Here is a 23,133-nt window from a genome sequence, read left to right on the forward strand (position 1 = left end):
TAAGCCAGACCTGTCAAGGAGCCCTCTTGTACGGTCACGAGATGCCGCGTACCCGCGAGCCGCTGAGCACCGAGCGCGTGCTCCGGGCCGCCCTCGCGCTCGCCGACGCCGGCGGCACCGACGCGCTCTCCATGCGACGGCTCGGCCAGGATCTCGGCGTCGAGGCGATGTCGCTGTACAAGCACGTGGCCAACAAGGACGCGATCCTGGACGGCATCGCCGACCTCGTCGTGTCGGAGATCGCCCTGCCCGAGCCCGGCGACGGCTGGAAGGCCGCGATGCGCGAGCGCGGCATCTCCGCGCACGAGGTGCTGCTCCGCCACCCGTGGGCCTGCGCGCTGCTGATGTCCCGCCCGAATGTGGGACCCGCGATGCTCCGCTACGCCAACTCCACGCTCGGCACCCTCCGCGGGGCCGGCTTCTCGGTGCGCCTCGCCGACCACGCGTGGAACGCGATGGACAGCCACATCTACGGGTACACGCTCCAGAAGCTCAACTTCCCGTTCGACCCCGGCCAGTACGCGGAGGCGGCCGGCACGTACCTGCCGCGGCTGCCGGACGGTGCCTACCCCACCTCGCCGAGATGGCGGTGACGGTGATGGAGGGCGGGTACGACGGGGTGGTCGGCTTCACGTTCGGCCTCGACCTGATCCTGGACGGCCTCGAACGGCTGCTCGCGGCCGAGCTTTGACGGATCCAGGTCACATCTTCCGCGCCTTGCCCTCACGTCGGCGGCAAGGTTTAGCGTTGGGCGCATGAGAACGGGCGAGGGTCGGGCGCGTTGAGGTTCGCGATCAGCTACAGTCCGCCGTTCCACGGCGTCGACCCGGAGATCGTGGTGGGGTACGCGCGGCACGCGGAGCAGTGCGGCTTCGAGGCCATCTACCTGCCCGAACACATCGTGCTGTACCCCGGCGCGGCGCTCGGCCAGGTGCCGATCCCGCCCACGCTCGACTACCCCGACCCGCTCGACACACTCGCTTTTGTGGCGGCGGCGACCTCGCGGATCCTGCTCGGCACCGGCGTGCTGCTGCTGCCGTACCACCACCCGGTCGTGCTCGCCAAGCGCCTGGCCACCATCGACGTGCTCTCGCGCGGCCGGATGCGGCTGCTCACCGTGGGCCTCGGCACGCTGCCCCGCGAGGCGAGCGCGACCGGCGTCGACTTCGCCACCCGCGGCCGCCGCGCCGACGAGGCGATCGACGTGCTGCGCCTGCTGTGGGGCGGCGGCGAGGAGGGGGTCAGCTTCCACGGCGAGTTCTTCGACTTCGAGGACCTGACCTGCTACCCCAAGCCGTACGGAGTCACCCACCTCCCGATCCACATCGGAGGGTCGAGCCGCGCGGCCGCCCGCCGGGCCGGTCGGCGCGGCGACGGCTGGTTTCCCGGCGGCCTGCTCTCCCCGGACGAGCGCCGCGCCCAGCTCGACCTGGCCCACGCGACCGCGGTCGAGGCCGGCCGCGACCCGGCGGCGCTCGAGCACACCCGCTGGGCCTCGATCGAGGTCACCGCGGAACGGGTCGAGGCGCTCGCCGCCGAGGGCGTGACCCGGATCGTCGTCGGCGCGTCGGCCGAGGACCCGGCGGAGCAGCGCGCCCAGATGGACGCCTTCGCCGAGCGCTTCCAACTAGCCGTTTAAGGCGCTGCTTCCGCGGTGCCGTCGACGAACGAGCCGTACGCCGGCCGGCCCGCCGGGCGGTAGGTGGCCACCGTGGCTCCCGTGCTGGTCGTCCGGACGTCCAGCAGCTCCAGCGTCTGGGGCGGTACGCCGTCCTCGAACAGGCGTTGCCCCTCACCCAGCACCACCGGGTAGGTCCACAGCCGGTACTCGTCGATCAGATCGTGTCGCATGAGAAAGCGTGCCAGCGCGCCGCTGCCGTGGACCTGGAGCTCGCGCCCCGGCTGGAGCTTCAGCTTCTCGACCGCCGCGGCCACGTCTCCCCGGATGATCGTGGTGTTGACCCAGTCCGCCGCGGCCATCGTTGTCGAGACGACGTACTTGGGCAACCGGTTGAGCTGGGTGGCGACCAGGTCGTCCGGATCGGTCACCAACGGCCAGTAGCCGGCGAACATCTCGTAGGTGCGGCGCCCGAGCAGGACGCTGTCCGCCATGGCGTAGCCGTCGCCGATGTAGCGCACCATGTCCTCGTCGGCGTGCGGGAAAAGCCAGCCGCCCTTGTCGAAGCCGCCGCCGCGGTCCTCGTCCGGCGTACCGGGCGACTGCATGACGCCGTCCAAGGTCATAAACGTCGTGAGCACCAGTCGCATCTCTACACCCGCCGTCCCAGGTACGCCAGCAGCCGGGCCTGCTCGTCGGCGCCGTCGGCCGGGGTGACGGTGCCGCGGAAGGCGTCACCGTAGCGAAGGTTCTTCTCTCCGGCCAGCTCGACCGCCTCCCACAGCCGCGCCACCTCGGAAGGCTCGATCCGCTCGTCCTGGCCCGTGGCGCGGGCCAGGTCCCAGCCGTGGATCGCCAGCTCGAAGCAGATGAAGCGGTCGATGGCGTACGCGTACGTGCACCAGCCCAGCGGACCGTCGAACTCGACCTCGGCTTGGGCCGGGTCGTCGAGGTCCGCCTGCACGTGGTCGCGGACGCTGCTGAAGGCGCCGGACGGGTCGTCGTCGACCCCCGGCCCGGTGGGCGGCGGGCGGCCGATCCGTCGGGAGTGGACGCCGTTCATCTCCACGACGTGCCGCACCAGATCACGCACGGACCAGTCGGTGCACGGCGTCTGCGCCGCCCACATATTGGGTGGAACAGCCTCGATCTTGGCAGTGAAAGCGGACGACAGCCGCCGGTAGCGCTCGGAGGCATCGCTCATGCCGGCAATCTATCGAACCGCGTCCGCGCTGTGGGCCACTACGTGCGGATCTCCGCACGCAGTGAGAAGTACGGCCCGGACCGAGGTGCCAGACTTCCGTGCAGCCGGGGTGTTCCGGGACGAGGGTGGCGGGGCCTGGCCGCGTTCCACTGTTCGGCGCTCGTGTGCGAGCCGCCCTCGACCGCCTGTACGCGCGACGGCTGCGGCGGCACCGGAGTCTCCCGTTCGTCAATGACACCACGACAGAAGGAGTTCACCATGCGCGCATCGGGGCGCCCCGGTCGCCACCGGACCCGGCGGGGCAGAGCGCTGCGTGCCGCGCTCGTGATGGTCGTAGTCGCGAGCGGGCTCGGGACGGCGAGCCCAGCCGGCGCCCAGGACGGCGGCACTTCCGACCGTCCCATTCTCGGCATCTGGGAGGTGCAGAGCCTCAACGGGGCGAACAACAACCGGAGCAACCCGACCTGGGGGATGGTCGACACCATCTACCCACGGGTGGGCCCGGCGCGCTATGTGGACGGTCGCAGCGTGCCGTTCGAGGGGCCTCAACCGCGGTACATCAGCAACCGCATCTTCAACGACAGCAACCAGAACCTGTACTCGCAGCGGAACGTCAGCCAATGGGCTTTCGTGTGGGGTCAATTCACCGACCACACGATCGCCCAGCGCCTGGGCCGGCGGATGGTCACCGACCCGGGTGAGACGGCCAACATCGTGATGGACAACTCCGATCCCCTGGAGTCGTTCCCCAGCGCCTTCGGCATCATCCCGTTCGACCGCTCGCGACCGGCACCGGACACCGGTGTGACCAACCCACGCGAGCAGGTGAACACGCTCAACTCGTACCTCGACGCGGAAACCGTGTACGGCAACACCGACGACCGCCTCGACTGGATCCGCGCGGGCACAGTGGACGGCAACCCGGACAACAACCAGGCCGCGCTGCTCCTGGCCGACGGCTACCTGCCGAGGCGGGACAGCCGGGGCGACGCGGCGACCGCGCCGAACATGGTCGCCGGCGGTCACCTCGCCATGACCCCGCACAAGGCCGCGGTGGCCGGTGACCCCCGGGCGAACGAGAACCCCTCGCTGCTGGGCACGCACACGCTTTTCGCCCGCGAACACAACCGGATCGTGTCGCAGCTGCCGCGCTGGATGTCGCAGCAGGACAAGTTCCAGATCGCCCGCGCGGTCGTCATCGCGGAGCAGCAGTACATCACGTACAACGACTTCCTGCCCGCGCTCGGTGTGAACCTCCCGACCTACCGCGGCTACAAGCCCAATGTGGACGTTTCCGTCTCCAACGAGTTCGCCACCGTGGGTTTCCGCGCGCACAGCCAGATCCGTGGCGACTTCCGGCTGGAGGCCGAGGTCGGCCGGTACAGCCAGGAGACGCTGGACCGGCTGGCGGACATGGGCATCGAGGTGACGACCACCGGCAACAAGGTCCACCTGATGATCCCGCTGGGCGAGGACGCGTTTTTCAACCCTGACCTGCTCGAGCTTGTCGAGCTGGGGCCGCTGCTGCAGGGCATCGGCGAGCGCCCGCAGAACAGGAACGACGAGCAGATCAGCAACATGCTGCGCAGCTTCCCCTTCGTGGTGCCGGTGGAGGGCAACCCGACCTGTAGCGACGACCCCGCGCTGCCCAGCTGCATCCCCGGCGTGAACGACCTCGGCGCGATCGACATCGCCCGCGGTCGCGACCACGGCATGCCCACCTACAACGAGCTGCGCCGCACGTACGGGCTGCCGGCGAAGAAGTCGTTCAAGGCGCTCACCGGCGAGTCGTCCGAGGCCTTCCCGGCCGACCCGCAGCTGACCCGGGGCGACGAGATCAACGACCCGGACAGCCTCGACTTCACCAAGCTGTACGACATCAACGGGAAGCGGACGACGCCCGAGGCGGACAATGCCACCCGGGGCGTGCGCCGTACGCCCGTGGCCGCCCGGCTCAAGGGCGTGTACGGCAACGTGAACAACGTCGACGCGTTTATCGGCATGATGTCCGAGCCGCACCTGCCCGGCCGGGACTTCGGCGAGCTCCAGCTGGCCATCTGGCAGAAGCAGTTCCAGGCGATGCGGGACGGCGACCGGTTCTTCTACGCCAACGACCCGCTGCTGCCGTTCGTCCGCAAGGCCTTCGGGATCGACTACCGCAAGAACCTCGGCGACATCATCGCCCTGAACACGGACATCCCGCGGCGCGACATGGCCCGCAACGTGTTCCTCGCCGGCGACGACCACCACCGCGCCGGGGACCACCGCGGCCCGGCGCTCGAGGAGCCGAAGGCGCCCGCCGGTCCGAACACCCGGGCGGGGAGCAGCCGCGCGGCCACGTTCCACCCGGCGGAGCGGCCCGTCGCCCTGTGGCTGCCCGGCACCGCGCCGGCGATCTCCGCCAGCCGCTCGGCGAGCGGCCGGAACCGGCGTAGCCGGCGGGCCCGCAATCGAGGAGATGTGAGTGGGGAAGCAGCGGTATGACGATGAACCTCACCGAGTAGTAAGGGCGGTTCAATGACCACGTCACCCGAACAAACGGACCTGCCGGTCTACCCCGTCGCGCGACCGTCGAAGTGTCCATACCGGCCGGCGGCCGAGCACGTCCAGATGCGGGAGCCCGGGCCGATGACGAAAGTCCGGCTCTACAACGGCCGGACCGCCTGGTTGGTGACGGGTGGGGCGCAGGCGCGGAATGTGCTCTCCGACTATCGCAGGGTCTCCATCCGTCCGTACCACGGCAACTATCCGCTGCTGAACGAGGAGTTCGAGAAGGTCGTCGACAGCGGCTACGCCGATGTGCTGTTCGGCGTGGATCCGCCGGAGCACACCCGCCAACGGCAAATGATCATGCCTAGCTTCACGCTCCGGCGGACCGCCAAGCTGCGCGCTGACATCCAGCGGATCGTCGACGAGAAGCTGGACGACGTCGAGCGCAACGGGCAGCCGGCCGACCTCGTCAAGCTGTTCGCCCAGCCGGTGCCGTCCATGGTGATGAGCCTGCTGCTGGGCGTGCCGTACGAGGACCACGAGGAGTTCGAGACGCCGGCGCACAAGCTGTTCGTGCCGGAGCTAGCCGAGCAGGCCACGGTCGAGCTGGGGGAGTACCTGGATCGCCTGATCCAGAAGAAGGAGAACAGCCCCGGCACCGGCATCACCGGGCTCCTGGACGACCTGATCGTCGACTACCTCCACAAGGACGCGCTCACCCGGTCCGAGCTCGTGCACATCGCGATGGCGATGCTTGTCGCGGGCACGGACACCACCACCAACGTGATCTCACTCGGCACGCTGGCGCTGCTGGACAACCCGGAGCAGTGGGAGGCGCTGCGCGACGACCTGAGCCTGGTGCCGGCAGCGGTCGAGGAGATCCTGCGGTACGTGTCCCTGGTCGAAGCGTTCGCCCGCGTGGCGGTGGGCGACATCGACCTCGGCGGGCACCAGATCAAGGAGGGTGAGGGCATCCTCATCAGCTGCGCCGGGGTCAACTTCGACCCGGCGACCACGCCCGACCCCGACAAGTTCGACATCCGCCGGCCCGCCAAGCCGAGCTTCTCCTTCAGCCACGGCATCCACCGGTGCCCCGGTGACAACCTGGCGCGGCTGGAGCTGGAGATCGCCTTCCGGACGCTGGTCCAGCGGTTCCCCAACCTACGCCCGGCCATCCCGGTCGAGGAGATGGGGAGCAACAACAACGACGGCACCCTTCAGCGGCTCTACGAGTTTCCGGTGGTGTGGTAGCGGCCGTCGGTGCGACAGATGGCGGTGGCCGGCGTCCGAGGCGCCGGCCACCGTGCTGACCCCGGATTTACCCGACCAGGGAAGGAGAGCGGAGGCAGATGACACAGGACAGCACCGACCACATCGGATCGAACGGCACGGCCGCGGGCGGAGAAGGGCCCGGCATCGCGTACCGCGGTGTCGCCTACGACACCGGGACGAACTTCGCGACCGGTCAGGGCTCGTTGTCCCGGATGGCGTGGAGCACGCCGCAGATGCTGTCGGAGATCAGCCTGATCAGCGACCAGCTCAACTGCAACTCCGTCACCATCTACGGCAGCGACCTGGACCGGCTCGCCGAGACGGCCAACGCGGCCGCCGACCGCGACCTGCACGTGTGGCTCCAGCCGCGGCTGGTCGACCGCCCGCAGCAGGAGATCCTCGATCACCTCGCGGAGGCGGCGCGCCTCGCGGAGTCGCTGCGCGAGCAGGACGCCCGGGTCACCCTGACCGTCGGCGCGGTACACCTCGTCTTCACGCCCGGCATCATCGGCGGCGACCAGTACCACGAGCGGATGGCGAACGTGTACGCCGACGCCGACCACTTCCTGCTCAAGCCGACCGAGGCCGTCGACGTGGCGGCCGCCGCGCCCCGACTCAACGAGTTCCTCGGCCAGGCCAGCAAGGTGGCCAGGAGCAACTTCAGCGGCGACCTCGGCTACTCCGCGGCGCCGTTCGAGGACGTCGACTGGCGACTGTTCGACTCCATCGGAATCATGTACCAGTACGTGCCGAAGTACCGGACCCGTGCGGAGCACCTCGCGGACCTCGCGCGGTACCGCCACTGGGACAAGCCGGTGGTCGTCGCCGAGTTCGGGACCGCGACATACCAGGGCGCTGCGCAGAAGGCGTTCTTCTTCTGGGACATCGTGGACCGCAGCGGTGCGGTGCCGACGATCCTGGATGGCTACGTCCGGGACGAGAGCGCCCAGGCGGCCTACCACCTCGACATGTTCTCCGTGTTCGAGGAGGCGGGCGTCAGCGGCGTCGGCGTGTCCGAGCTGATCCACCCGACCCACCCGCACTCGGACGACCCCCACCTCGACCTGGACATGGCGAGCATGGCGATCGTGAAGACCATCCGGGACGACTTCTCCGACCCCGCCTCGACCTACCGGTGGGAGCCGAAGGAGTCGTTCCACGCTATCGCCGACTACTACGCGCACGTCGGCTTCCAGGCGGCGATGCGGTAGCCGTCGGTGTCGTGTCTACATACGACAGAGGGCCAGGCAGATGCCTGGCCCTCTGTTCGTGCCGCAGCCGTTACGGTGCCGGCTGCGCGTCGGCCGCCGTCCGGCGCTGCCGGGACCGGGACCAGTTACGCATGATGGGCTGCTCCACGAGCGCGTACAGCAGCCAGGCCACGACGACGCTGGCGAGGTAGACGCCGACCAGGAGCGCGATGCCGCCGAGCACCCCGAACTGCTCCGGCTTGTAGGCGCCGCGGACGCCGAACTGGCCACCGAACGCGGCGTGGATGAGGAACAGGACGTGTACGTGCACCAGGAAGAACGCGTACGAAATCTGCCCCAGCCAGACCATGGCCGGGCGGGTCAGCACACCGGTGCGACCGGCGACGTCCGAGGACGCGACGGCCGCGATCAGCAGTGCCATCGGCGCGAGCAGCAGCCCGTGCCAGCCGTCGATCAGGTCGATGCCCATCGTGGCCGCGTACACGGCGAGCAGCAGCAGGGTGGCCAGAATCGGGCGCAGTCCGATCCAGCGTCCAGACAGGACGATCCTCGCCATGATCATGCCGACCACGAACTCGAATATCCGGATGGGCGGGAAGAAGTACACGAACCACTGCTGCGGCCAGGACAGCGTGGTGGAGAGCATGCTCGGCGGCTGTTCCGGCAGGAACAGTCGGGCGACCACCGGCATGAGCAGACCGCCCACGGTCACCACGCCGGCCCAGAGCCACAGCCGCTGCGCCGGGATCTTCAGGATCAGCGGGAGCAGCAACGGGAAGGCCGCGTAGAACAGCAGCTCCACCGAGAGCGACCACGTCGGGCCGTTCACCGCGAAGAGGTGGTACGTCGCTTCGGGGAACCACCCCTGGAGCAGCGGGAGGCTCCACAGTGTCGGGCCCCACATGATCGGTAGGCCGGCGACGCCCATCATGGCGAGGACGGCGAGCCACACCACGACGTGGTTCGGGAAGATCTTGAGGAACCGCCGCCGCCAGAAGCCCAGCGTGGTGTCGTTGGGCTTCGCCGACCAGGTCAGCACGAAACCACTGAGGATGAAGAAGAACGACACGCCCACGGTGCCCGTGTTGTGGCCAATGAGCTTGTAGGCGTCGTTCAGATCGGCGTTGGTGAATAGTGGGTAGATTAGTCCATGGTTGATGAACACCAGGCTCGCGGCGATGATGCGCAAAGACGTCAGAGATGGAAGCCTTGTCCGGGCCGCCTCTCGCGCACCTGTCACCGCCTCTTTCGTGGTCGTCATGAGCGGTCGTCCTTTCGTGGCGCCATGATGTGTCGACCCGTGCCTCGCGACGGTCAGATGGACCTGTGCTGAGGAGTGAAGTTAGCAACGTCAGCGGTGAATGGCTTATCTCCTGTTGCTGAGTTGGATCGGGTCCGCCCCGGGCCGCACCGGAGGCCCGGCAACCGCAGTCCAGAAGATGCCCGGCCGGTCCGGCCGCGCCCATGATGATGGGGCGGCTACGGCTGAGTACCGGCTCAAAAGCTTCCGACACCTAGCGCAAGAGGTGGTCATGACCGCGTCAGCTACGAGATCCACGGACTTGCCGGCCTACCCCGTCCGGCGGGTGTGCCCGTACCACCCGGCGGCGGGGCACGCGGAGCTCCGCGAGGTAGGGCCGATGCGCCGGGTGCGGCTCTACGACGGGCGGACGACCTGGCTGGTGACCGGGCCCGCCGAGGGCCGCGCCCTGCTGGCCGACAAGCGCCTGTCCAACCGCGCCGACTTCCCGGACTACCCGGTGATGGACGAGAGCCACAAGCACATGCGCGCCACGCGCGAGATGGCGGCCGAGGAAGAGGGCGGCTTCGCCGGCGCACTGTTCGGTGTGGACCCACCGGAGCACACCCGCCAGCGGCAGATGCTCATCCCCAAGTTCACCGTCCGGCGCGTCGCGGAGCACCGGCCGGCGATCCAGCGCATCGTGGACGAGAGGCTGGCCGCGATGCTGCGCGAGCCGGCGCCGGCCGACTTCGTGTCCGCGTTCGCCACGCCGGTGCCGATGATGGTGGTCTGCGAGTTCCTGGGGATTCCGTTCGAGGATCGCCAGCAGTTCGAGGGCCCGGCCTGGGGGCTGTTCGAGCCGGAGGGTGCCGACGATTCCGCCGCGGCGCTCACCGCCTACATCGAGCGCCTCGTCGAGGCCAAGGCGGCCGCCCCGGGCAAGGGCCTGATCGACGACCTCGTCGCCGGCCAGCTGCGCACGGGCGAACTCACCGTCTCCGAGCTGGCCCAATTCGCCCAGGCGATCCTGGTCGCCGGCACGGTCACCACCTCCAGCATCATCGGGCTGGGGACGCTGGCCTTGCTGGAAAACCCGGCCCAGTACGCCGCGCTGCGCGACAACCCGGATCTGGTGCCGGGCGCCGTCGAGGAGCTCCTGCGGCACATCTCGCTGGTCGAGCAGCTGGCCCGGGTCGCCACCGAGGACATCGAGATCGCCGGTGAGGTCATCAAGGCCGGCGACGGCCTCCTGGTCAGCTTCGCCGCCGCCAATCTCGACCCGAGCGTGACGGACCACCCCGGCGAGCTCGACGTCACGCGCCCGCCCACCAACCACCTCGCCTTCAGCTTCGGCATCCACCACTGCCTGGGCCACAACCTCGCCCGCCTCGAGCTGGAGATCGTTTTCCGCGCCCTGGTCGAGCGGGCGCCCGTGCTGCGGTCGGTCATGCCCACCGACCAGATTCCCACGACTCTGGCCGGTGACGTCACGCGCCTGTTGTGCTTCCCGGTCATCTGGTAGACGAGCTGCGAGGATCCACATGACGAATCAAGACGGCAGGGTGGCGCTGGCCACCGAGGTGTTCGCCAACCCGCGGGAACTCCTGGCCAAGCTGGGGGCGCCGCACCCGATCAAGCGGGTGACACTGCCGGACGGTATGCCGACGGTGCTGGTCACGGGCAACCGCGAGGCGCGCGAGGCGCTGTCCGACCCGCGGCTGGTCCGGAGCGTCCAGGCCGCCGCGCCGGAGCTGCACAAGTACCATCCGATGGCCAGCGACGACTACGCACTGTCGCAGCACATGCTCTTCGCGGACCCGCCCAACCACGCCCGGATGCGCCGGCTTGTGTCGAAGGCGTTCACCCGACGGCGGGTGGAGGAGATGCGGCCGAGGATCCAGCAGATCACCGACCGGCTGGTCGACGCCATCGCACCCGCCGGGTCGGCCGACCTGATCCAGGCGCTGGCCCTGCCGCTGCCGATCGCGGTGATCAGCGAGATGCTCGGCATCCCCTTCGAGGACCGGGCCGAATTCGAGCAGCACGCGGAGACCCTCACCGGGATCAACGCCTCGTCCAGCTTCGACGACATCATCGCGGCCGGGCGCTGGTTCGACAAGTACCTCACGGACCTGGTCGAGGGCCGGCGGACCAAGCCGGGCGACGACCTCGTCTCGGCGATGCTGGCGGCGCAGGTGCAGGACGACAAGCTCACCGACCTCGAGCTGCGGTCGAACGTGTTGCTGCTGCTGAGCGCCGGTTTCGAGACCACCGTCAACCTCGTCGCCAACGGCATCCTCGCGCTCCTGCGGCACCCGGACGCGATGGCCGTGCTGCGCGCCGAGCCCGAGCTCATGCCGAACGCCGTCGAGGAGCTGCTCCGGTACGACAGCCCGGTGTCCTGCATTACGTACCACTTCGCGCGGGAGCCGGTGGAGATCGCCGGCTTCCAGATCCAGCCGGGGAGCACGTGGTCATCGCGTCCGCGGCCGCCAACCACGACCCGACGATCTTCGACGACCCCGCGCGCCTGGACCTGCGGCGGGACACCGCGGGGCAGGTCCTCAGCTTCAGCCACGGCATCCACTTCTGCCTGGGCGCGCCGCTCGCGCGGCTGGAGGGGGAGATCGCCTTCGGCACCGTGCTCCGGCGGCTCGACAGCCTGCGCCTGGCCATACCCACGGAGTCGTTGAACTGGAAGCCGAGCTTCGTCCTGCACCGGCTGGAGAAGCTGCCGGTGACCTTCACGCCGGCTCCGTAGTCCGCTGATCATCGCCCGAAGCTTCCGGCCGGGGTGGCTCCACATGCCACCCCGGCCGAGCAGTTTCCGGCCGATCTGCCGTCTCAACAAGTAGAGGCGTCACGACCGGTGCCGCCCGACGAGGAGGACCCGGGGATGACGACTGTCGACGTGCCCGCCAAGGCGGGCCGGCGGGAGTGGCTGGCGCTGGCCCTGCTGTGCCTGCCGACCATGCTGACGACCATCGACATCAACGTCATGTTCTTGGCGTTGCCGCAGGTGAGCGAGGACCTGGGCGCTAACAGTACGGAGCAGCTGTGGATCACTGACATCTACGGCTTCCTGATCAGCGGTTTCCTGATCACGATGGGGACGCTGGGCGACCGGATCGGGCGGCGCCGGCTGCTGTATCTCGGCGGCGTGGGGTTCATCGTCGCGTCGCTGCTGGCCGCCTACTCGACTTCGACCGAGATGCTGATCGCCTCCCGGGCGCTGCTCGGCATCGCGGGTGCCACCGTCATGCCGTCGGTGCTGGCGCTGATCCGTACCCTCTTCCGCGATCCGAAGCAGATGGGCGCCGCGATGGGCCTGTGGGGGACCGCGCTCACCGTCGGTGTGGTGCTGGGCCCGGTGGTCGGCGGCCTGCTGTTGGGCGCGTTCTGGTGGGGTTCGATCTTCTTGATGGCGGTGCCGATCATGGCGCTGCTGTTGATCGCCGGGCCGTTGCTGCTGCCGGAGTCGCGCAACCCGGACGCCGGCCGGCTGGACGTGCTCAGCATGGTGCTCTCGCTGGGCGGGATCCTGCCGGTCATCTACGGCCTCAAGGAGCTGGCCTCCGGCGGCTGGGAGCCGGTCCCCGCCGGGTGGATCCTCGTCGGGCTGGTCTTCCTGCTGGCGTTCGTGCGGCGGCAGCGCAGGATCAGCAGCCCGTTGCTCGACCTGACGCTGCTCGGCAACCGCACGCTCGGCGCCGGCCTGACGTTCGCGATGTTCTTCGCGTTCGTGTCGGGTGGACTCGGCCTTGTGGCGACGCTGTTCATGCAGATGGTGGAGGGGTTGAGCCCGTTCCGGGCGGGGCTGTGGATGCTGTTGCCAGCCATCGCCATGATCATCGTCGGCAACATCGCGCCGATGGTCGCCCGGAAGGTCCGCCCCGCGTACATCCTGGCCAGCGGCGCGGTGCTCGGCGGAGTGGGCATGGTGATGATCACGCAGGTGGACGCGGAGACCGGGCTGGCGACGCTCGTGGCCGGTCTCGTCGTCGTCTACATCGGCGGTGCGCCGATCGGCGCCCTGATCCCGTTCCTCGTCATGTCGTCGGCGCCACCGGAGAAGGCCGGCTCGGCGGGGTCGCTGCCCGGCGCGGTGGGGGAGTTCGGGGTCGCCCTTGGCGTGGCGGTGCTGGGCGTGGTGGGCACGTCGGTGTACCGCTCGGAGGTCGACGTGCCGGCGGGTGTCCCCGCGGCGGCGGCGGACGCGGCGCGGGAGAGCATCGCCGGCGCGGTTCCGGCGGCGTCGCAGCTGGGTGGTCCGGCGGGCGCGGAGTTGCTGTCGTCAGCGCGTGCGGCGTTCACCGAAGGGCTGAACGTGGTGGCGGTGGTGACCGCGGTGCTGTTCGCGCTGTTGGCGGTGTTGGCGCTGCTGGGTCTGCGGCACGTGCCGCCAACGGCCGCCATGGCGATGCCGGATGGGCCCTCGCCGGTGGAGGAGCAGGCGCCGGAGTCCGGCGTCCGGGCGGCCGGCTGACCGGCCGCCCGGGGTGCGCCCTGGACTCAGTAGGTGATGACCGCGCGGAATCGCACGTCGCCCTTGGCGACCTTCTCCACGGCCTCGGCCACCCGCTCCGCGGGGTACGCCTCGACCCGCGGGGTGACCTTTCCGCTGGCGACGAGCTCCAGCGCCTCCCGCAGGTATCGCGGGCCGCCGTGCGTCGCGCCGAGCACCTTCTGCCCTTGGGCGAAGAACGGGTACGCCATGACGGGCGGGATGGTGAACGGCTCGGCCGGATCGAGGCCGGCCAGCACCACGCGCCCGTTGACCCGCAGGCCCTGCAACAGGTCGGACGCGGCCCGGTAGGACGGCCCGGTCACCAGGATGACGTCGGCGCCGCCGGCCTCGCGCAGCTGGGCGCCATCGGCGACCACGACGTCGGCGCCGAGCTCCTTCGCGGGGGCGTGCTTGTCGGCGCTGCGGGTGACGGCGATCGTCTCGAACCCGCAGGCACGGGAGAACTGGAGGGCGAAGTGGCCCAGGCCGCCGATGCCCAGCACGGCCACCCGCTCGGCCGGCTGCGGCTCCGCGGCGCGCAGCGCCGACCAGGCGGTGTAACCGGAGCAGAGCACCGGCGCGGCGAGCTCAGGCGCCAGCCCATCGGGAATCAGGACCGTCTCGGCGGCCGCCGCGACAAGGTACTCGGCGTGCCCACCCTGCACGGAGAAGCCGGTGGCGGTCGGCGCCGGGCAGTTCATCGCGGTCTGCCCCCGACCGGTAGCCCCAGCCGGCAGTAGTCGCACCGCCCGCATCCAGCACGGACCCAGGTGGCGCCGACGAGGTCGCCCACCTGCCGGGCGGTGACGCCGGCGCCCACCTCGACGACCTCACCGACCGGCTCGTGCCCGGTGATCGCGGGCTCGAAAGCGGGGAACGGGATGGCGCCCATCGTGGCGAGAATGTCGTTGTAACAGACTCCGGACGCGCGCACCCGCACCAACACCTCGCCGGGGCCCGGCCGCGGGGTCGGCACCTCGCGCAGCTCCCATACTCCATTTACCTCGGGGATGACGGCTGCCTTCACGATTCATCACCTCACTGCGACGGGAACGGTCAGCGGGCCCGCAGGTCGGTGGTCGCCTTGGTGCTGGCGTATCGCACACACCGACGACGGCGATTTCCGCACATGTATCGTCGCGTGGCGCCGCCGGCGGCACACCTCTCTGCTTGCTGTCCCTCCGCCCGCCACAGTGGACGGTGAGTGTGAAACCGCCTAGGCCCTGCGCCCGAGGTAAGCGAGCAGACGGGTCTGCTCGTCCGCGTCAGCTGGCGGATCGAGCGCAGGGCCGAAGCCGAACCGGATCCCCTCCTCGCCGATCGACTCGATCGAGCGCCAGAGATACGGCAGGACGTCAGGATCGATGCTGTCGTCCTGCCCGGTCGCCTGCGACAGGTCCCAGCCGTGGACGGCGAGATCGACGCACATGCCGCGGTCGATAGCCTGTGCGAAGCTCCACCGGCCGAAGCGGCTGTCGAACTCGACCGCCGCTTTGGCCGGATCCTCGAGGTCCTCCTGCGCCTGGTCACGGGTGGTCAGGAAGGCACCCAGCGGATCCTCGTCGACGGTGGGCCCGCGTCGGGGCTTGCGGCCAACCAGGCCGAGGTGAATTTGGTTCATCTCGACGACATGGCCGATCAGATCTCGCACATTCCAATCTGGACAGGGAGTAATCGCGTCCCAGCCATCGGGCGCGACGGCCTCAATCCTGCTGGCGAACACGTCGGACAAACGTCGATAGCGATCGGCGACCTCAGCCATGCGCCCGAGTATAGGTGAGCGACCGGCCGTGTATCAGCCCGTCGCTCGACCCGTCACCAATGGTGGATTTCTCAGCGCGGATTGATCTTGCCCGCCTTGGCGTCCAGCCGTCCCAGCACATCCACGATCGCCGAGGTCGCCCGATCCGTCTCCTGCTCGGTCAGCACCAGCGGCGGCGAAAGCACCAGGACATGAGCGTAGTTACGGGTGATCACCCCGTGCGTGTCGTACAGCTCGTCGGCCACCGCGAGAGCCAGGTCGGGCGAGAGCGGCTCGCGCGTCTCCTGGTCGGTGACCAGCTCGATGCCCACCGTGGCGCCCGCGACGCGGATGTCGCCCACGGCCGGCAGGCTCGACGCCGGCGCCAGCCCGGCGCGGAACCAGTCGCCGATCGCCAGTGACTGGCTCAGCAGGCCTTCCTGCTCCATCAGGTCGAGGTTGGCCAATCCCACCGCACAGCCGACCGGGTGACCGGAGTACGTGTAGCCGTGGAAGAAGCTGCCCTCGCCGTCGGTCAGGACCGACGCGATCTCCTCCCGCAGGAGCACGGCACCGAGCGGCACGTACCCGCTGGTGATTCCCTTGGCCGTGACCATGATGTCCGGCCGCATGCCGCGCGGGCCGAGTCGAACCACGCACCGGTCCGGCCGAACGCGGTGATGACCTCGTCGGCGATCAGCAGGATGCCGTGCGTGCTCAGCAACTGGCGCACGCGCGGCCAGTAGTCCTCCGGCGGGATCACCACGCCGCCACCGCCGAGGATGGGCTCACCGATCATCGCGGCGATGTTTTCCGGGCCGATCCGGGTGATGGTCTGCTCCAGCTCCGCCAGCAGGAAGTCGGTCGGGTCCTGCCCGCCGTAGAACTCCTTCCGGTACGGGTACGGCGGCATGAGCTTCTCGATGTGCGGCAGGTTCGGGCCCACCGCGTGCTGCATGTCCGGGATGCCCGTGGCGGTGCCGCTGCCGTACGTCGCGCCGTGGTAGCCGTAGTGGCGGGCGAGGATCCAGTTGCGGTCCGGCTGGCCGCGGTGGTGGTGGAACAACCGGGCCACCTTGATGGCCGTGTCGACGCCCTCGGAGCCGCCACAGGTGAAGAACACCCGGTTGAAGTCGTCCGGCGCCAGGCTCGCCAGCCGGTCGGCGAGCAGGACCGTCTTGTCGTTCGCGAACTCGAAGAAGCCGGTGTAGTGCGCCAGCTCCGACATCTGCCGGCTGGCCGCCTCGGCCAGCTCCCGGCGCCCGTGGCCGACCTGAGCCACCCAGATCCCGCCGCCGAGGAGGTCGAGGAGCTCCCTGCCCGTGGCATCCCACACCGTGGAACGCTCGCCACGGACCATGACGCGCCGGAAGGTGCGCTGGCTGCGCTGGTGGGGGTGAATGAGATGGCGCCGGTCCAGAGTCTCCAGCTCGGCCGCGGAGAGGTTGTGCGTCGGTCTGGTGGTTGAGATCGTCACGTGTCCACTCCTAAGTGTTCGGTGCGGGGCGGAGTCGGCGCGGGACCGGCGATCGGGCGCGGAGTCTCACAGCTATGTCCTATGAGGACACCGCGAGCGAGAGGTGGTTCCGGCGATCCGTCGCGCATCCGCCGCAGTGGCGGTTTCTCCGAAACAATGACACCGGGTGGCGGCGGGCACACCTCCGAATGTGCGCACCTCAGCTCGGGTGTTTCACGCGTCGGGGCGCCCTTGGGCGGGCGGCTCCGCACGGTCCGGCGCCGGCCTTTCGGGTACTGTCGCGTGCCACGTTTCGTGGTCGATCCGGCGCAACCGTTCGTCCTCGCCGTACTCCACCCGGGCCATCGACAGCCGCAGCAGGGGCGGCGCCATCACCGACGTCACGATGGCGACCAGGACGATGATCGTGTACGCGGCGGTGTTCAGGACACCGAGTCGTAGGCCGGTCAGGGCCACGACCACCTCGACGACGCCACGGGCATTCATACCGGCGCCGAGCGCGAGAGCCTCCCACCGGGTGAGGCGGCTGAGTCGTGCGCCCAGGTACGCCCCGGCGAACTTGCCGGCGATGGCCACCAGCACGACGGCCACCGCGGTCAGCGCGACCGCCGGCCGCGCCAGCGCGGTCAGATCCATGCGCAGCCCGGCCGTGGCGATGAACAGCGGGGCGAGCACCGACATGACGATGGTCCGCAATGGCGCCAGGCGTACCTGCGCCGCGCGCGAGGAGGTGAGGAGGATGCCGGCGACGAACGCGCCGAAGATCGGTTCCAGGCGGAGCGAATGGGTGATGACCGCGCCGAGCAGGATGATGATGACGGCTGCCGCGACTGTCGGGCCGGACTCGTCGGACCGGGTCGTCAGCACCATGGTGCGTCGCACCAGGACCCGCCCGACCGTGGCGGACAGCAGCACGAAGGCGATCAGGTACACCACCGAGAGCGTGACCCCGCTGGCGCTGACACCGACCGTCGCGGCCGCGGATACGACGGAGAGCAGCAGCCAGCCCACGGCGTCGTCGACCATGCCGGCCGCGAGCGTGAGCTGGCCGATGTTCCGGTGCAGCAGGCGCATGTCGGACAGCGTCTTGGCGATGACCGGGATGGCCGAGACGCACATCGCCACGCCGAGGTACAGCGCGAAGACCCCGCGGTCGGAGTCTCCGCCGACGACCGTGGCGGGCAGGACGAGGCCGAGGGCGACGCCGGACACAAGGGGTATCACCAGACCGGTCCCGCTGATCGTGGCCGCGGCGAGGCCGCGGCGGCGCAAACCCGGGATGTCCAGGTGGGTGCCGGTGATCCCGACCAGCAGCAGCACGCCGAGCTGGGCGACCGCGTCCAGCAGGTGAATCTGCTCGGGGCCCTTCAGCAGCCAGCTCCAGAAGCCGGGTGCGACCTGCCCGAGCAGCGATGGCCCCAGTAGCACGCCGGCGAGGAGCTCGCCGACGATCGCCGGCAGTCCGAGGCGCTCGGCGAGCCGCCCCAACACGCGGGCGACCAGCAGCAGGAGCACCACCGCCACGAGGAAGGCGAGCAGCGTCCCGGGTGCCAGCTGCGCCAGCGGAGCCGAACCGTCCATCGCTAGACCTCCTAGGCGGTTACCACGCCACGCCATCGTCCGGCCAGGCGTGCCGCGGTGCCCTCTCCTGAGGTGCGCTCTGCCGCCGCACGCCCACCTCTGGCGGCGTCCGGAACAGCACCTTTGGGAAGACGGCATCCTGGAGGAAAGCGCCGGCCGGACGATGGATCCACGATGGACGTGACTGGTGGCCGGTCGCCGTACCGCGGCCGCGGTAGGGGGCAGCCACCGTGCGCAGGGGAGGGGACATGGGGTATCCGATGATGGCCGAGGTGAAGCACGTTCCGGTGAATCAGGCCATGCGGGACTACCTGGTCCGCTCCAGCACCCCGCCCGACCCGGTGCTGAGCAAGCTGGCCGAGCGCACCGCGTCGATCGGCGAGGCGGCCGGCATGATGGTCCCGCTCGAGCAGGCGGCGTTGCTGACGCTGTTGACCAGGCTGCTGGGCGTCAGGACGGCGGTCGACGTCGGCACGTTCACCGGGCTGTCCGCGTTGGCGATCGCCGGCGGTCTGGCTCCGGGGGGACGGGTCATCAGCTGCGACGTGTCCGACGCGTGGCTGGACCTGGCGCGGGAGCACTGGGAGAGCGCCGGCGTCGCGGACCGTATCGAGTTTCGCCGGGGAGCGGCCCACCACACGCTCGCCGAGCTGGCGCCGGGCACGGTCGATCTCGTCTTCGTCGACGCCGACAAGATGAACTACCCCAAGTACCACCGGCTCGCGGTGCCGCTGCTGCGGCCCGGCGGCCTGCTGTTGGTGGACAACGTGTTGCTCGACGGGTACGTCCTGGATCCGGAGCTGGCCGCGCCGGGGCTGCCGCGCCGGTGCGCCGAGACACTGCGGGCGTTCAACGCCATGCTCGCGGCCGACGACCGGCTGGACGCGGTGATGCTTCCTATCGCCGACGGCCTCACGATCGCCCGGAAGAGGTGAGCGGGCGGGAGGCTGGCGGGCCGGTACGGCTCCGGGTCACGGGCCCGGAGCCGTACCGGTTGGTGCTTTCCGTCAAACCGTAACGGCGGTGGGCTAGGCCTTGCCGGCCCTCTCGTCCGCCTGCTGGGCCGCGACGACCGCTCGCGTGAACGTCGCCAGGTCGGGATCGTCGAAGAGAATGCCGACGTCCACCTGGATGCCGAGTTCGTCCTCGATCCGGGCGATGATGCGCACCGCCGAGATGGACTGGCCTTGCAGCTCGAGAAATGTGGCGTCCTGGCGGCCTTCCGGCATCCTGAGGACACTGCGCCAGATCTCCTCCACCGACTTCTCGACCGCCGACGAGCTGAGCGCGGACGGGTGGCTTTCCGCCATAGGATGTGCTCCTTCCACTGTGGACCCGTGGTCACCCGGTCGACCGACGGGTACACACGGCGGCCTGGGCGTTCCGTGCGCCCACGGCTCATTTTCGGCACACCGCGCGGCGGCCGCATCCTCGCGATTGCGGTTCGTACGAACGGCTTCTGACCACTGTCGATCCGGCGCACGTGACGAGAAGCACCACGCGTCGTGTGCGTGTGACGATGTGGCCGTGGCAGGGCGAACGGACTTGGAGCTGCCTGGTGACCCGCGATTCGGCGAGGCCCAGGCGGTGACTTCTCGTGCGCAGGAACGGATGTGGTTTCTCGACCGGCTGACGCCGGGCGGTGCGGGGTACCGGATCTGCCGCGGCTACGAGGTCTCCGGCTGGTTTGAGGTGGAGGCGCTGCGGGCCGCGTGGCAGGCGACCGTGGCGCGGCATGAGGCGCTGCGGACCACGCTCGTGGCGACCGGCGGCGGTCCGGTGCAGCGGGTAGCCACCGAGCCCGGTGCGTCGTTCAGGTTGGTGGATCTGAGCCACGTTCCCGCCGCCGACCGGTGCGCCGAGGCCGACCGCTGGTGCGCCGAGGTCGCCGCCGAGCCGATCGACATCACCGAAGGCCCGCTCACGCACTTGGCCGTCGCGCGGCTGGGCAGCGCCGTCCACCGCGTGGTCCTCGTGCTGCACCGCGCGATCGCGGACGAGCGGTCGCTGTCCGTCGTCCTCGGCGAGCTGTCCCTCCAGTACACCTGGGCGCTGACCGAGGTCGGGGGCACACCGGCCGCGACCACCGCACCGGTCCGGTACGCCGACTACGCCCGCTGGCAGCGCGCCCAGGAGGAGGCCCCGCTGTCCCAGCGGCGCCTGGACTGGTGGGCCTCGACGCTGACGCCGGCGCCGCCTCCGGTCACGCTGCCGGCGGACCGTGGCGCGCGGCCGCCTTCGGTCAGCGGTGGCGTGCTTCGCTTCGACTGGGATGGCGAGATCGGCGAGCGGCTCGGCAATCTGTCCCAAGTGGACGGCGTGACGCCATCCGCCGTTCTGCTCGCGGCGTACCAGGCGGTGCTGCACCGGTACGGCGGCGAGGACCGCGTGCCGGTGGGCGTGCCTGCCGAGGTGCTGCCGCCGGAGTTCGCCGGCATGGTCGGCCCCGCGGACAACCCGCTGGTGCTGTGTGGTGAATTCGGCGGCTCACCCACGTTCCGCGAGCTTGTCGCCCAGGCCGGCCGGACGGCGCGGGACGCGTACGTACGCCGCGACGTGCCGTTCGACCTCGTGGTCCGGGCGCTCGACGTCGACCGAGACGCCCGCCGCACCCCGCTGTTCGACGCCGTGCTCGTCGTGCGGGACGAGCCGGAGACGCCACTGCGGCTGCTGGGGGCGGATGTCCGGCGGCACGAGGTGGACACCGGCGTAGCCGACGCGGACCTGGCCCTCACGGTGGACCGGGTCACGCCGTCGATCGCCGGTCATCTCGCGTACCGGGGCGGCGACGCCGAGCGGGCGTGGGCGGCGGTCCTGCTCGACCAACTGCGCACGCTGCTGACCGCCGGTCTGACCACCCCCGACGCTCCGGTGGCCGAGCTGCCGTTGGACCGCCCCGAGCGGCTGGTCCTCGGGCGCCAGTCGGCGCACCGGGTACTCCCCGCCGAACCGGTGCACCAGACCGCACGTCGGCACGCGGTCCATACGCCTACCGCCGTCGCCGTGGCCTCGGCCGGCAGCACAGTCGACTACGGCGAGCTTGAGCTGCGGGTGGCCCGGATCGCCGGGCACCTGACCCGGATCGGCGCCGCCGGCTCGGCCGTGGCGGTGCGGATGGCCCCCGGCGCGTGGCAGCTGGCCGCGTCGCTCGCGGTGCTCCGGTCCGGCGGGCACATCGTCTGGTTCGGCACCTCGGACGTGGGCGAGCGCGGCCGGACCGTACTCGCCGAGCTCCGCCCCGCCTGCCTGCTGCGGGTGGGAAGCGCGGCGGGCGACAAGCTCGCGAGCTGGTACCGCGACGAGCTCGGCGGCACCGTACTGGACGTCGCCGCTCTGGACGGCCACGACGCCGTGCCGCCGCCCGGCGAGGTGGGGCACGACGACCCGGTGTACGTCGCCTACACCTCGGGCTCCACCGGAAAGCCGAAGGGGATCGTCCAGTCACACGGCGCGTTCGCGCAGTTCGTCACGTGGATGGCCGAGGCGCTCCACATAGGAGCGGGCAGCCGCGTGGCGCAATGGGTGGCGCCGGAACACGACCCGAGCCTGTGCGAGGCGTTCGCGACGGTGGTCGCCGGCGGAACGCTGTGCCCGGTACCCGATCGGATCCGGGCGCACCCCGAGAAGTTCGTCGACTGGCTCGTCGCGGAGCGCGTCACGTTCCTTCAGACGGTGCCCAGCTTCGCGCGGGAGGTCCTGAAGGTCCTCGTGGACCGCGGCCCCGCCGGCCGCCCGCCCGCACTCCAGAGCCTGGTCCTGATGGGTGAGGCGCTGCCGGGGGCCGTGGTCGACGGGTTCCGCGAAGCCCTGCCCGGGGTGCGGTTGCTCAACGTCTACGGCCCCACCGAAACGATCGCGGCCACCTGGTACGAGGTGTCCGGTCCGGTGGCCGGCTCGGTGCCGATCGGCTGGGCCATCCCGGGCCGGGAGGTCCTGGTGCTGGACGGCGCCGACCGACCGTGCCCCACCGGCGTGACCGGGGAGATCGTCATCCGGAGCCGTTACGTCGCGCGGGGCTACGTCGGCGATCCGGCCGGCGGCCGGGCGTTCGAGCCGATCCGCGGCGTCGCCGCGGACGGCGTCCGGTCCTACCGGACCGGCGATCTGGCCCGGAAGCGGTGGGACGGGGCCTTGGAGTTCCGGGGCCGGCGGGACCAGCAGGTCAAGCTCTACGGCAACCGGATCGAACTGGGCGAGGTCGAGGCCGTGTTGGCCGAGCACGCTTCCGTCGCCGAGTGCGCGGTCGTCCCGGTCACCGACTCGGCGGGCCTGGTGACCCGGCTGGTGGCGTACGTCGTGCCGCGGCCCACCCCGGCGGGCGGCGCCACAGCCGGCGCCGACGTGTGGCGGGCGCACCTGCGACGCCGCTTCGGCGTCTCGGTGACGCTCGTGACGTTCGAGGTTATGGATGGCCGCCTGCCCCGCAACGCCGGGGGCAAGGTCGATCGCCGCCGCCTGCCGGCGCCACATGCGCTGGCGAGCGTCGCCCGGGCGCCGCGGACCCGGGTGGAGCGGGAACTGGCCGAGATCTGGTCCCAGCTGGGTGTCCGCCCGGTCGGGGCCGAGGAGGGGTTCTTCGCGGCCGGCGGGCACTCGCTGCTGGTCCCACAACTGGTCGACCGGATCCAGCGGCGGTTCGGCGTCGAGATCTCCCTCTGGGAGTGCTTCACCCACAGCACGTTGGCCGGCATGGCCGCCTTGATCGAGGCCGCGAGCACGCGTGGCGACACGGCCGCATCACCGTACCCGGCAGACATGGAGCTGTCACCGAGCCGATGATGGAGTGAGA

General features: G+C 70.3%; 15 protein-coding genes and 3 pseudogenes. 10 read left to right on the forward strand and 8 right to left on the reverse strand.

Annotated features, from left to right (window positions below; translation table 11 throughout):
* Positions 1–41: 41 nt before the first annotated feature.
* Together Pflav_RS02065 and Pflav_RS02070 are read left to right on the forward strand one after the other, a co-directional pair.
* Positions 42–593 (forward strand): TetR/AcrR family transcriptional regulator, encoded by a 552-nt coding sequence (locus Pflav_RS02065; RefSeq protein WP_232070925.1) that lies wholly within the window; start codon positions 42–44, stop codon positions 591–593.
* Positions 594–781: 188 nt separating this feature from the next.
* On the forward strand, positions 782–1,639 hold the full coding sequence (locus Pflav_RS02070; protein ID WP_173033300.1) for a TIGR03619 family F420-dependent LLM class oxidoreductase: 858 nt from the start codon (positions 782–784) through the stop codon (positions 1,637–1,639).
* Here Pflav_RS02070 and Pflav_RS02075 read toward each other — a convergent pair.
* Both Pflav_RS02075 and Pflav_RS02080 read right to left on the reverse strand, forming a co-directional pair.
* On the reverse strand, positions 1,636–2,268 hold the full coding sequence (locus tag Pflav_RS02075) for a dihydrofolate reductase family protein (RefSeq protein ID WP_173033302.1): 633 nt from the start codon (positions 2,266–2,268) through the stop codon (positions 1,636–1,638). The genes Pflav_RS02070 and Pflav_RS02075 overlap by 4 nt on opposite strands.
* A gap of 2 nt (positions 2,269–2,270) precedes the next feature.
* Positions 2,271–2,822, reverse strand: a complete 552-nt coding sequence (locus tag Pflav_RS02080; protein ID WP_173033304.1) for a TIGR03086 family metal-binding protein — start codon at positions 2,820–2,822, stop codon at positions 2,271–2,273.
* Between the two features lie 258 nt (positions 2,823–3,080).
* On the opposite strand from Pflav_RS02080, the gene Pflav_RS02085 reads away from it, so the two are divergent.
* The 3 genes from Pflav_RS02085 to Pflav_RS02095 all read left to right on the forward strand — a co-directional run bounded on the left by Pflav_RS02085 (position 3,081) and on the right by Pflav_RS02095 (position 7,795).
* Positions 3,081–5,306 (forward strand): peroxidase family protein, encoded by a 2,226-nt coding sequence (locus Pflav_RS02085; RefSeq protein ID WP_232070926.1) that lies wholly within the window; start codon positions 3,081–3,083, stop codon positions 5,304–5,306.
* Between the two features lie 33 nt (positions 5,307–5,339).
* Positions 5,340–6,563, forward strand: a complete 1,224-nt coding sequence (locus Pflav_RS02090; RefSeq protein ID WP_173033306.1) for a cytochrome P450 — start codon at positions 5,340–5,342, stop codon at positions 6,561–6,563.
* Between the two features lie 98 nt (positions 6,564–6,661).
* Positions 6,662–7,795, forward strand: coding sequence for an abortive infection protein (locus tag Pflav_RS02095; RefSeq protein WP_173033308.1), 1,134 nt, complete (start codon positions 6,662–6,664; stop codon positions 7,793–7,795).
* 70 nt (positions 7,796–7,865) lie between these two features.
* Here the strand turns inward: Pflav_RS02095 and Pflav_RS02100 are convergent, their stop codons facing one another.
* Positions 7,866–9,056, reverse strand: coding sequence for an acyltransferase family protein (locus Pflav_RS02100; RefSeq protein ID WP_173033310.1), 1,191 nt, complete (start codon positions 9,054–9,056; stop codon positions 7,866–7,868).
* Positions 9,057–9,327: 271 nt separating this feature from the next.
* Between Pflav_RS02100 and Pflav_RS02105 the strand changes: the two genes are divergently transcribed.
* The 3 genes and pseudogenes from Pflav_RS02105 to Pflav_RS02115 all read left to right on the forward strand — a co-directional run bounded on the left by Pflav_RS02105 (position 9,328) and on the right by Pflav_RS02115 (position 13,524).
* On the forward strand, positions 9,328–10,560 hold the full coding sequence (locus Pflav_RS02105) for a cytochrome P450 (protein ID WP_173033311.1): 1,233 nt from the start codon (positions 9,328–9,330) through the stop codon (positions 10,558–10,560).
* Between the two features lie 19 nt (positions 10,561–10,579).
* Positions 10,580–11,799 (forward strand): annotated as a pseudogene (locus tag Pflav_RS47795) (cytochrome P450 family protein).
* Positions 11,800–11,934: 135 nt separating this feature from the next.
* A complete protein-coding gene (locus tag Pflav_RS02115) occupies positions 11,935–13,524 on the forward strand; it encodes an MFS transporter (RefSeq protein WP_173033313.1) in 1,590 nt (529 codons plus the stop codon).
* Between the two features lie 26 nt (positions 13,525–13,550).
* On the opposite strand, the pseudogene Pflav_RS02120 reads toward Pflav_RS02115, so the two are convergent.
* The 4 genes and pseudogenes from Pflav_RS02120 to Pflav_RS02135 form a co-directional block, all read right to left on the reverse strand.
* Positions 13,551–14,572, reverse strand: a pseudogene (locus Pflav_RS02120) (alcohol dehydrogenase catalytic domain-containing protein).
* 189 nt (positions 14,573–14,761) lie between these two features.
* Positions 14,762–15,307: a TIGR03086 family metal-binding protein gene (locus Pflav_RS02125; RefSeq protein ID WP_173033315.1), complete on the reverse strand. Its 546-nt coding sequence runs from the start codon at positions 15,305–15,307 to the stop codon at positions 14,762–14,764.
* A gap of 71 nt (positions 15,308–15,378) precedes the next feature.
* Positions 15,379–16,763: pseudogene (locus Pflav_RS02130) on the reverse strand (aminotransferase family protein).
* Between the two features lie 213 nt (positions 16,764–16,976).
* Positions 16,977–18,344 carry a cation:proton antiporter gene (locus Pflav_RS02135; protein WP_173033317.1) on the reverse strand — a complete coding sequence of 456 codons (1,368 nt, stop codon included), beginning with the start codon at positions 18,342–18,344 and terminating at the stop codon, positions 16,977–16,979.
* Between the two features lie 248 nt (positions 18,345–18,592).
* On the opposite strand from Pflav_RS02135, the gene Pflav_RS02140 reads away from it, so the two are divergent.
* Positions 18,593–19,279 carry an O-methyltransferase gene (locus Pflav_RS02140; protein WP_232070928.1) on the forward strand — a complete coding sequence of 229 codons (687 nt, stop codon included), beginning with the start codon at positions 18,593–18,595 and terminating at the stop codon, positions 19,277–19,279.
* Between the two features lie 93 nt (positions 19,280–19,372).
* Here Pflav_RS02140 and Pflav_RS02145 read toward each other — a convergent pair whose 3' ends face one another.
* Positions 19,373–19,654, reverse strand: coding sequence for a phosphopantetheine-binding protein (locus Pflav_RS02145; protein ID WP_173033319.1), 282 nt, complete (start codon positions 19,652–19,654; stop codon positions 19,373–19,375).
* Positions 19,655–19,871: 217 nt separating this feature from the next.
* Between Pflav_RS02145 and Pflav_RS02150 the strand changes: the two genes are divergently transcribed.
* Positions 19,872–23,123: a non-ribosomal peptide synthetase gene (locus Pflav_RS02150; RefSeq protein WP_197939052.1), complete on the forward strand. Its 3,252-nt coding sequence runs from the start codon at positions 19,872–19,874 to the stop codon at positions 23,121–23,123.
* Positions 23,124–23,133: the final 10 nt, after the last annotated feature.

Origin of the sequence: Phytohabitans flavus (assembly GCF_011764545.1) — a bacterium.
Lineage (GTDB): Bacteria > Actinomycetota > Actinomycetes > Mycobacteriales > Micromonosporaceae > Phytohabitans > Phytohabitans flavus.

Bases quoted from the DNA above. Each gene is read 5' to 3' on its own strand.
- Pflav_RS02145 (WP_173033319.1), bottom strand. From the start codon at position 19,654: ATGGCGGAAAGCCACCCGTCCGCGCTCAGCTCGTCGGCGGTCGAGAAG.
- Pflav_RS02095 (WP_173033308.1), top strand. From the start codon at position 6,662: ATGACACAGGACAGCACCGACCACATCGGATCGAACGGCACGGCCGCG.
- Pflav_RS02140 (WP_232070928.1), top strand. From the start codon at position 18,593: ATGGGGTATCCGATGATGGCCGAGGTGAAGCACGTTCCGGTGAATCAG.
- Pflav_RS02080 (WP_173033304.1), bottom strand. From the start codon at position 2,822: ATGAGCGATGCCTCCGAGCGCTACCGGCGGCTGTCGTCCGCTTTCACT.
- Pflav_RS02115 (WP_173033313.1), top strand. From the start codon at position 11,935: ATGACGACTGTCGACGTGCCCGCCAAGGCGGGCCGGCGGGAGTGGCTG.
- Pflav_RS02105 (WP_173033311.1), top strand. From the start codon at position 9,328: ATGACCGCGTCAGCTACGAGATCCACGGACTTGCCGGCCTACCCCGTC.
- Pflav_RS02085 (WP_232070926.1), top strand. From the start codon at position 3,081: ATGCGCGCATCGGGGCGCCCCGGTCGCCACCGGACCCGGCGGGGCAGA.
- Pflav_RS02135 (WP_173033317.1), bottom strand. From the start codon at position 18,344: ATGGACGGTTCGGCTCCGCTGGCGCAGCTGGCACCCGGGACGCTGCTC.
- Pflav_RS02090 (WP_173033306.1), top strand. From the start codon at position 5,340: ATGACCACGTCACCCGAACAAACGGACCTGCCGGTCTACCCCGTCGCG.
- Pflav_RS02075 (WP_173033302.1), bottom strand. From the start codon at position 2,268: ATGCGACTGGTGCTCACGACGTTTATGACCTTGGACGGCGTCATGCAG.
- Pflav_RS02065 (WP_232070925.1), top strand. From the start codon at position 42: ATGCCGCGTACCCGCGAGCCGCTGAGCACCGAGCGCGTGCTCCGGGCC.
- Pflav_RS02125 (WP_173033315.1), bottom strand. From the start codon at position 15,307: ATGGCTGAGGTCGCCGATCGCTATCGACGTTTGTCCGACGTGTTCGCC.
- Pflav_RS02100 (WP_173033310.1), bottom strand. From the start codon at position 9,056: ATGACGACCACGAAAGAGGCGGTGACAGGTGCGCGAGAGGCGGCCCGG.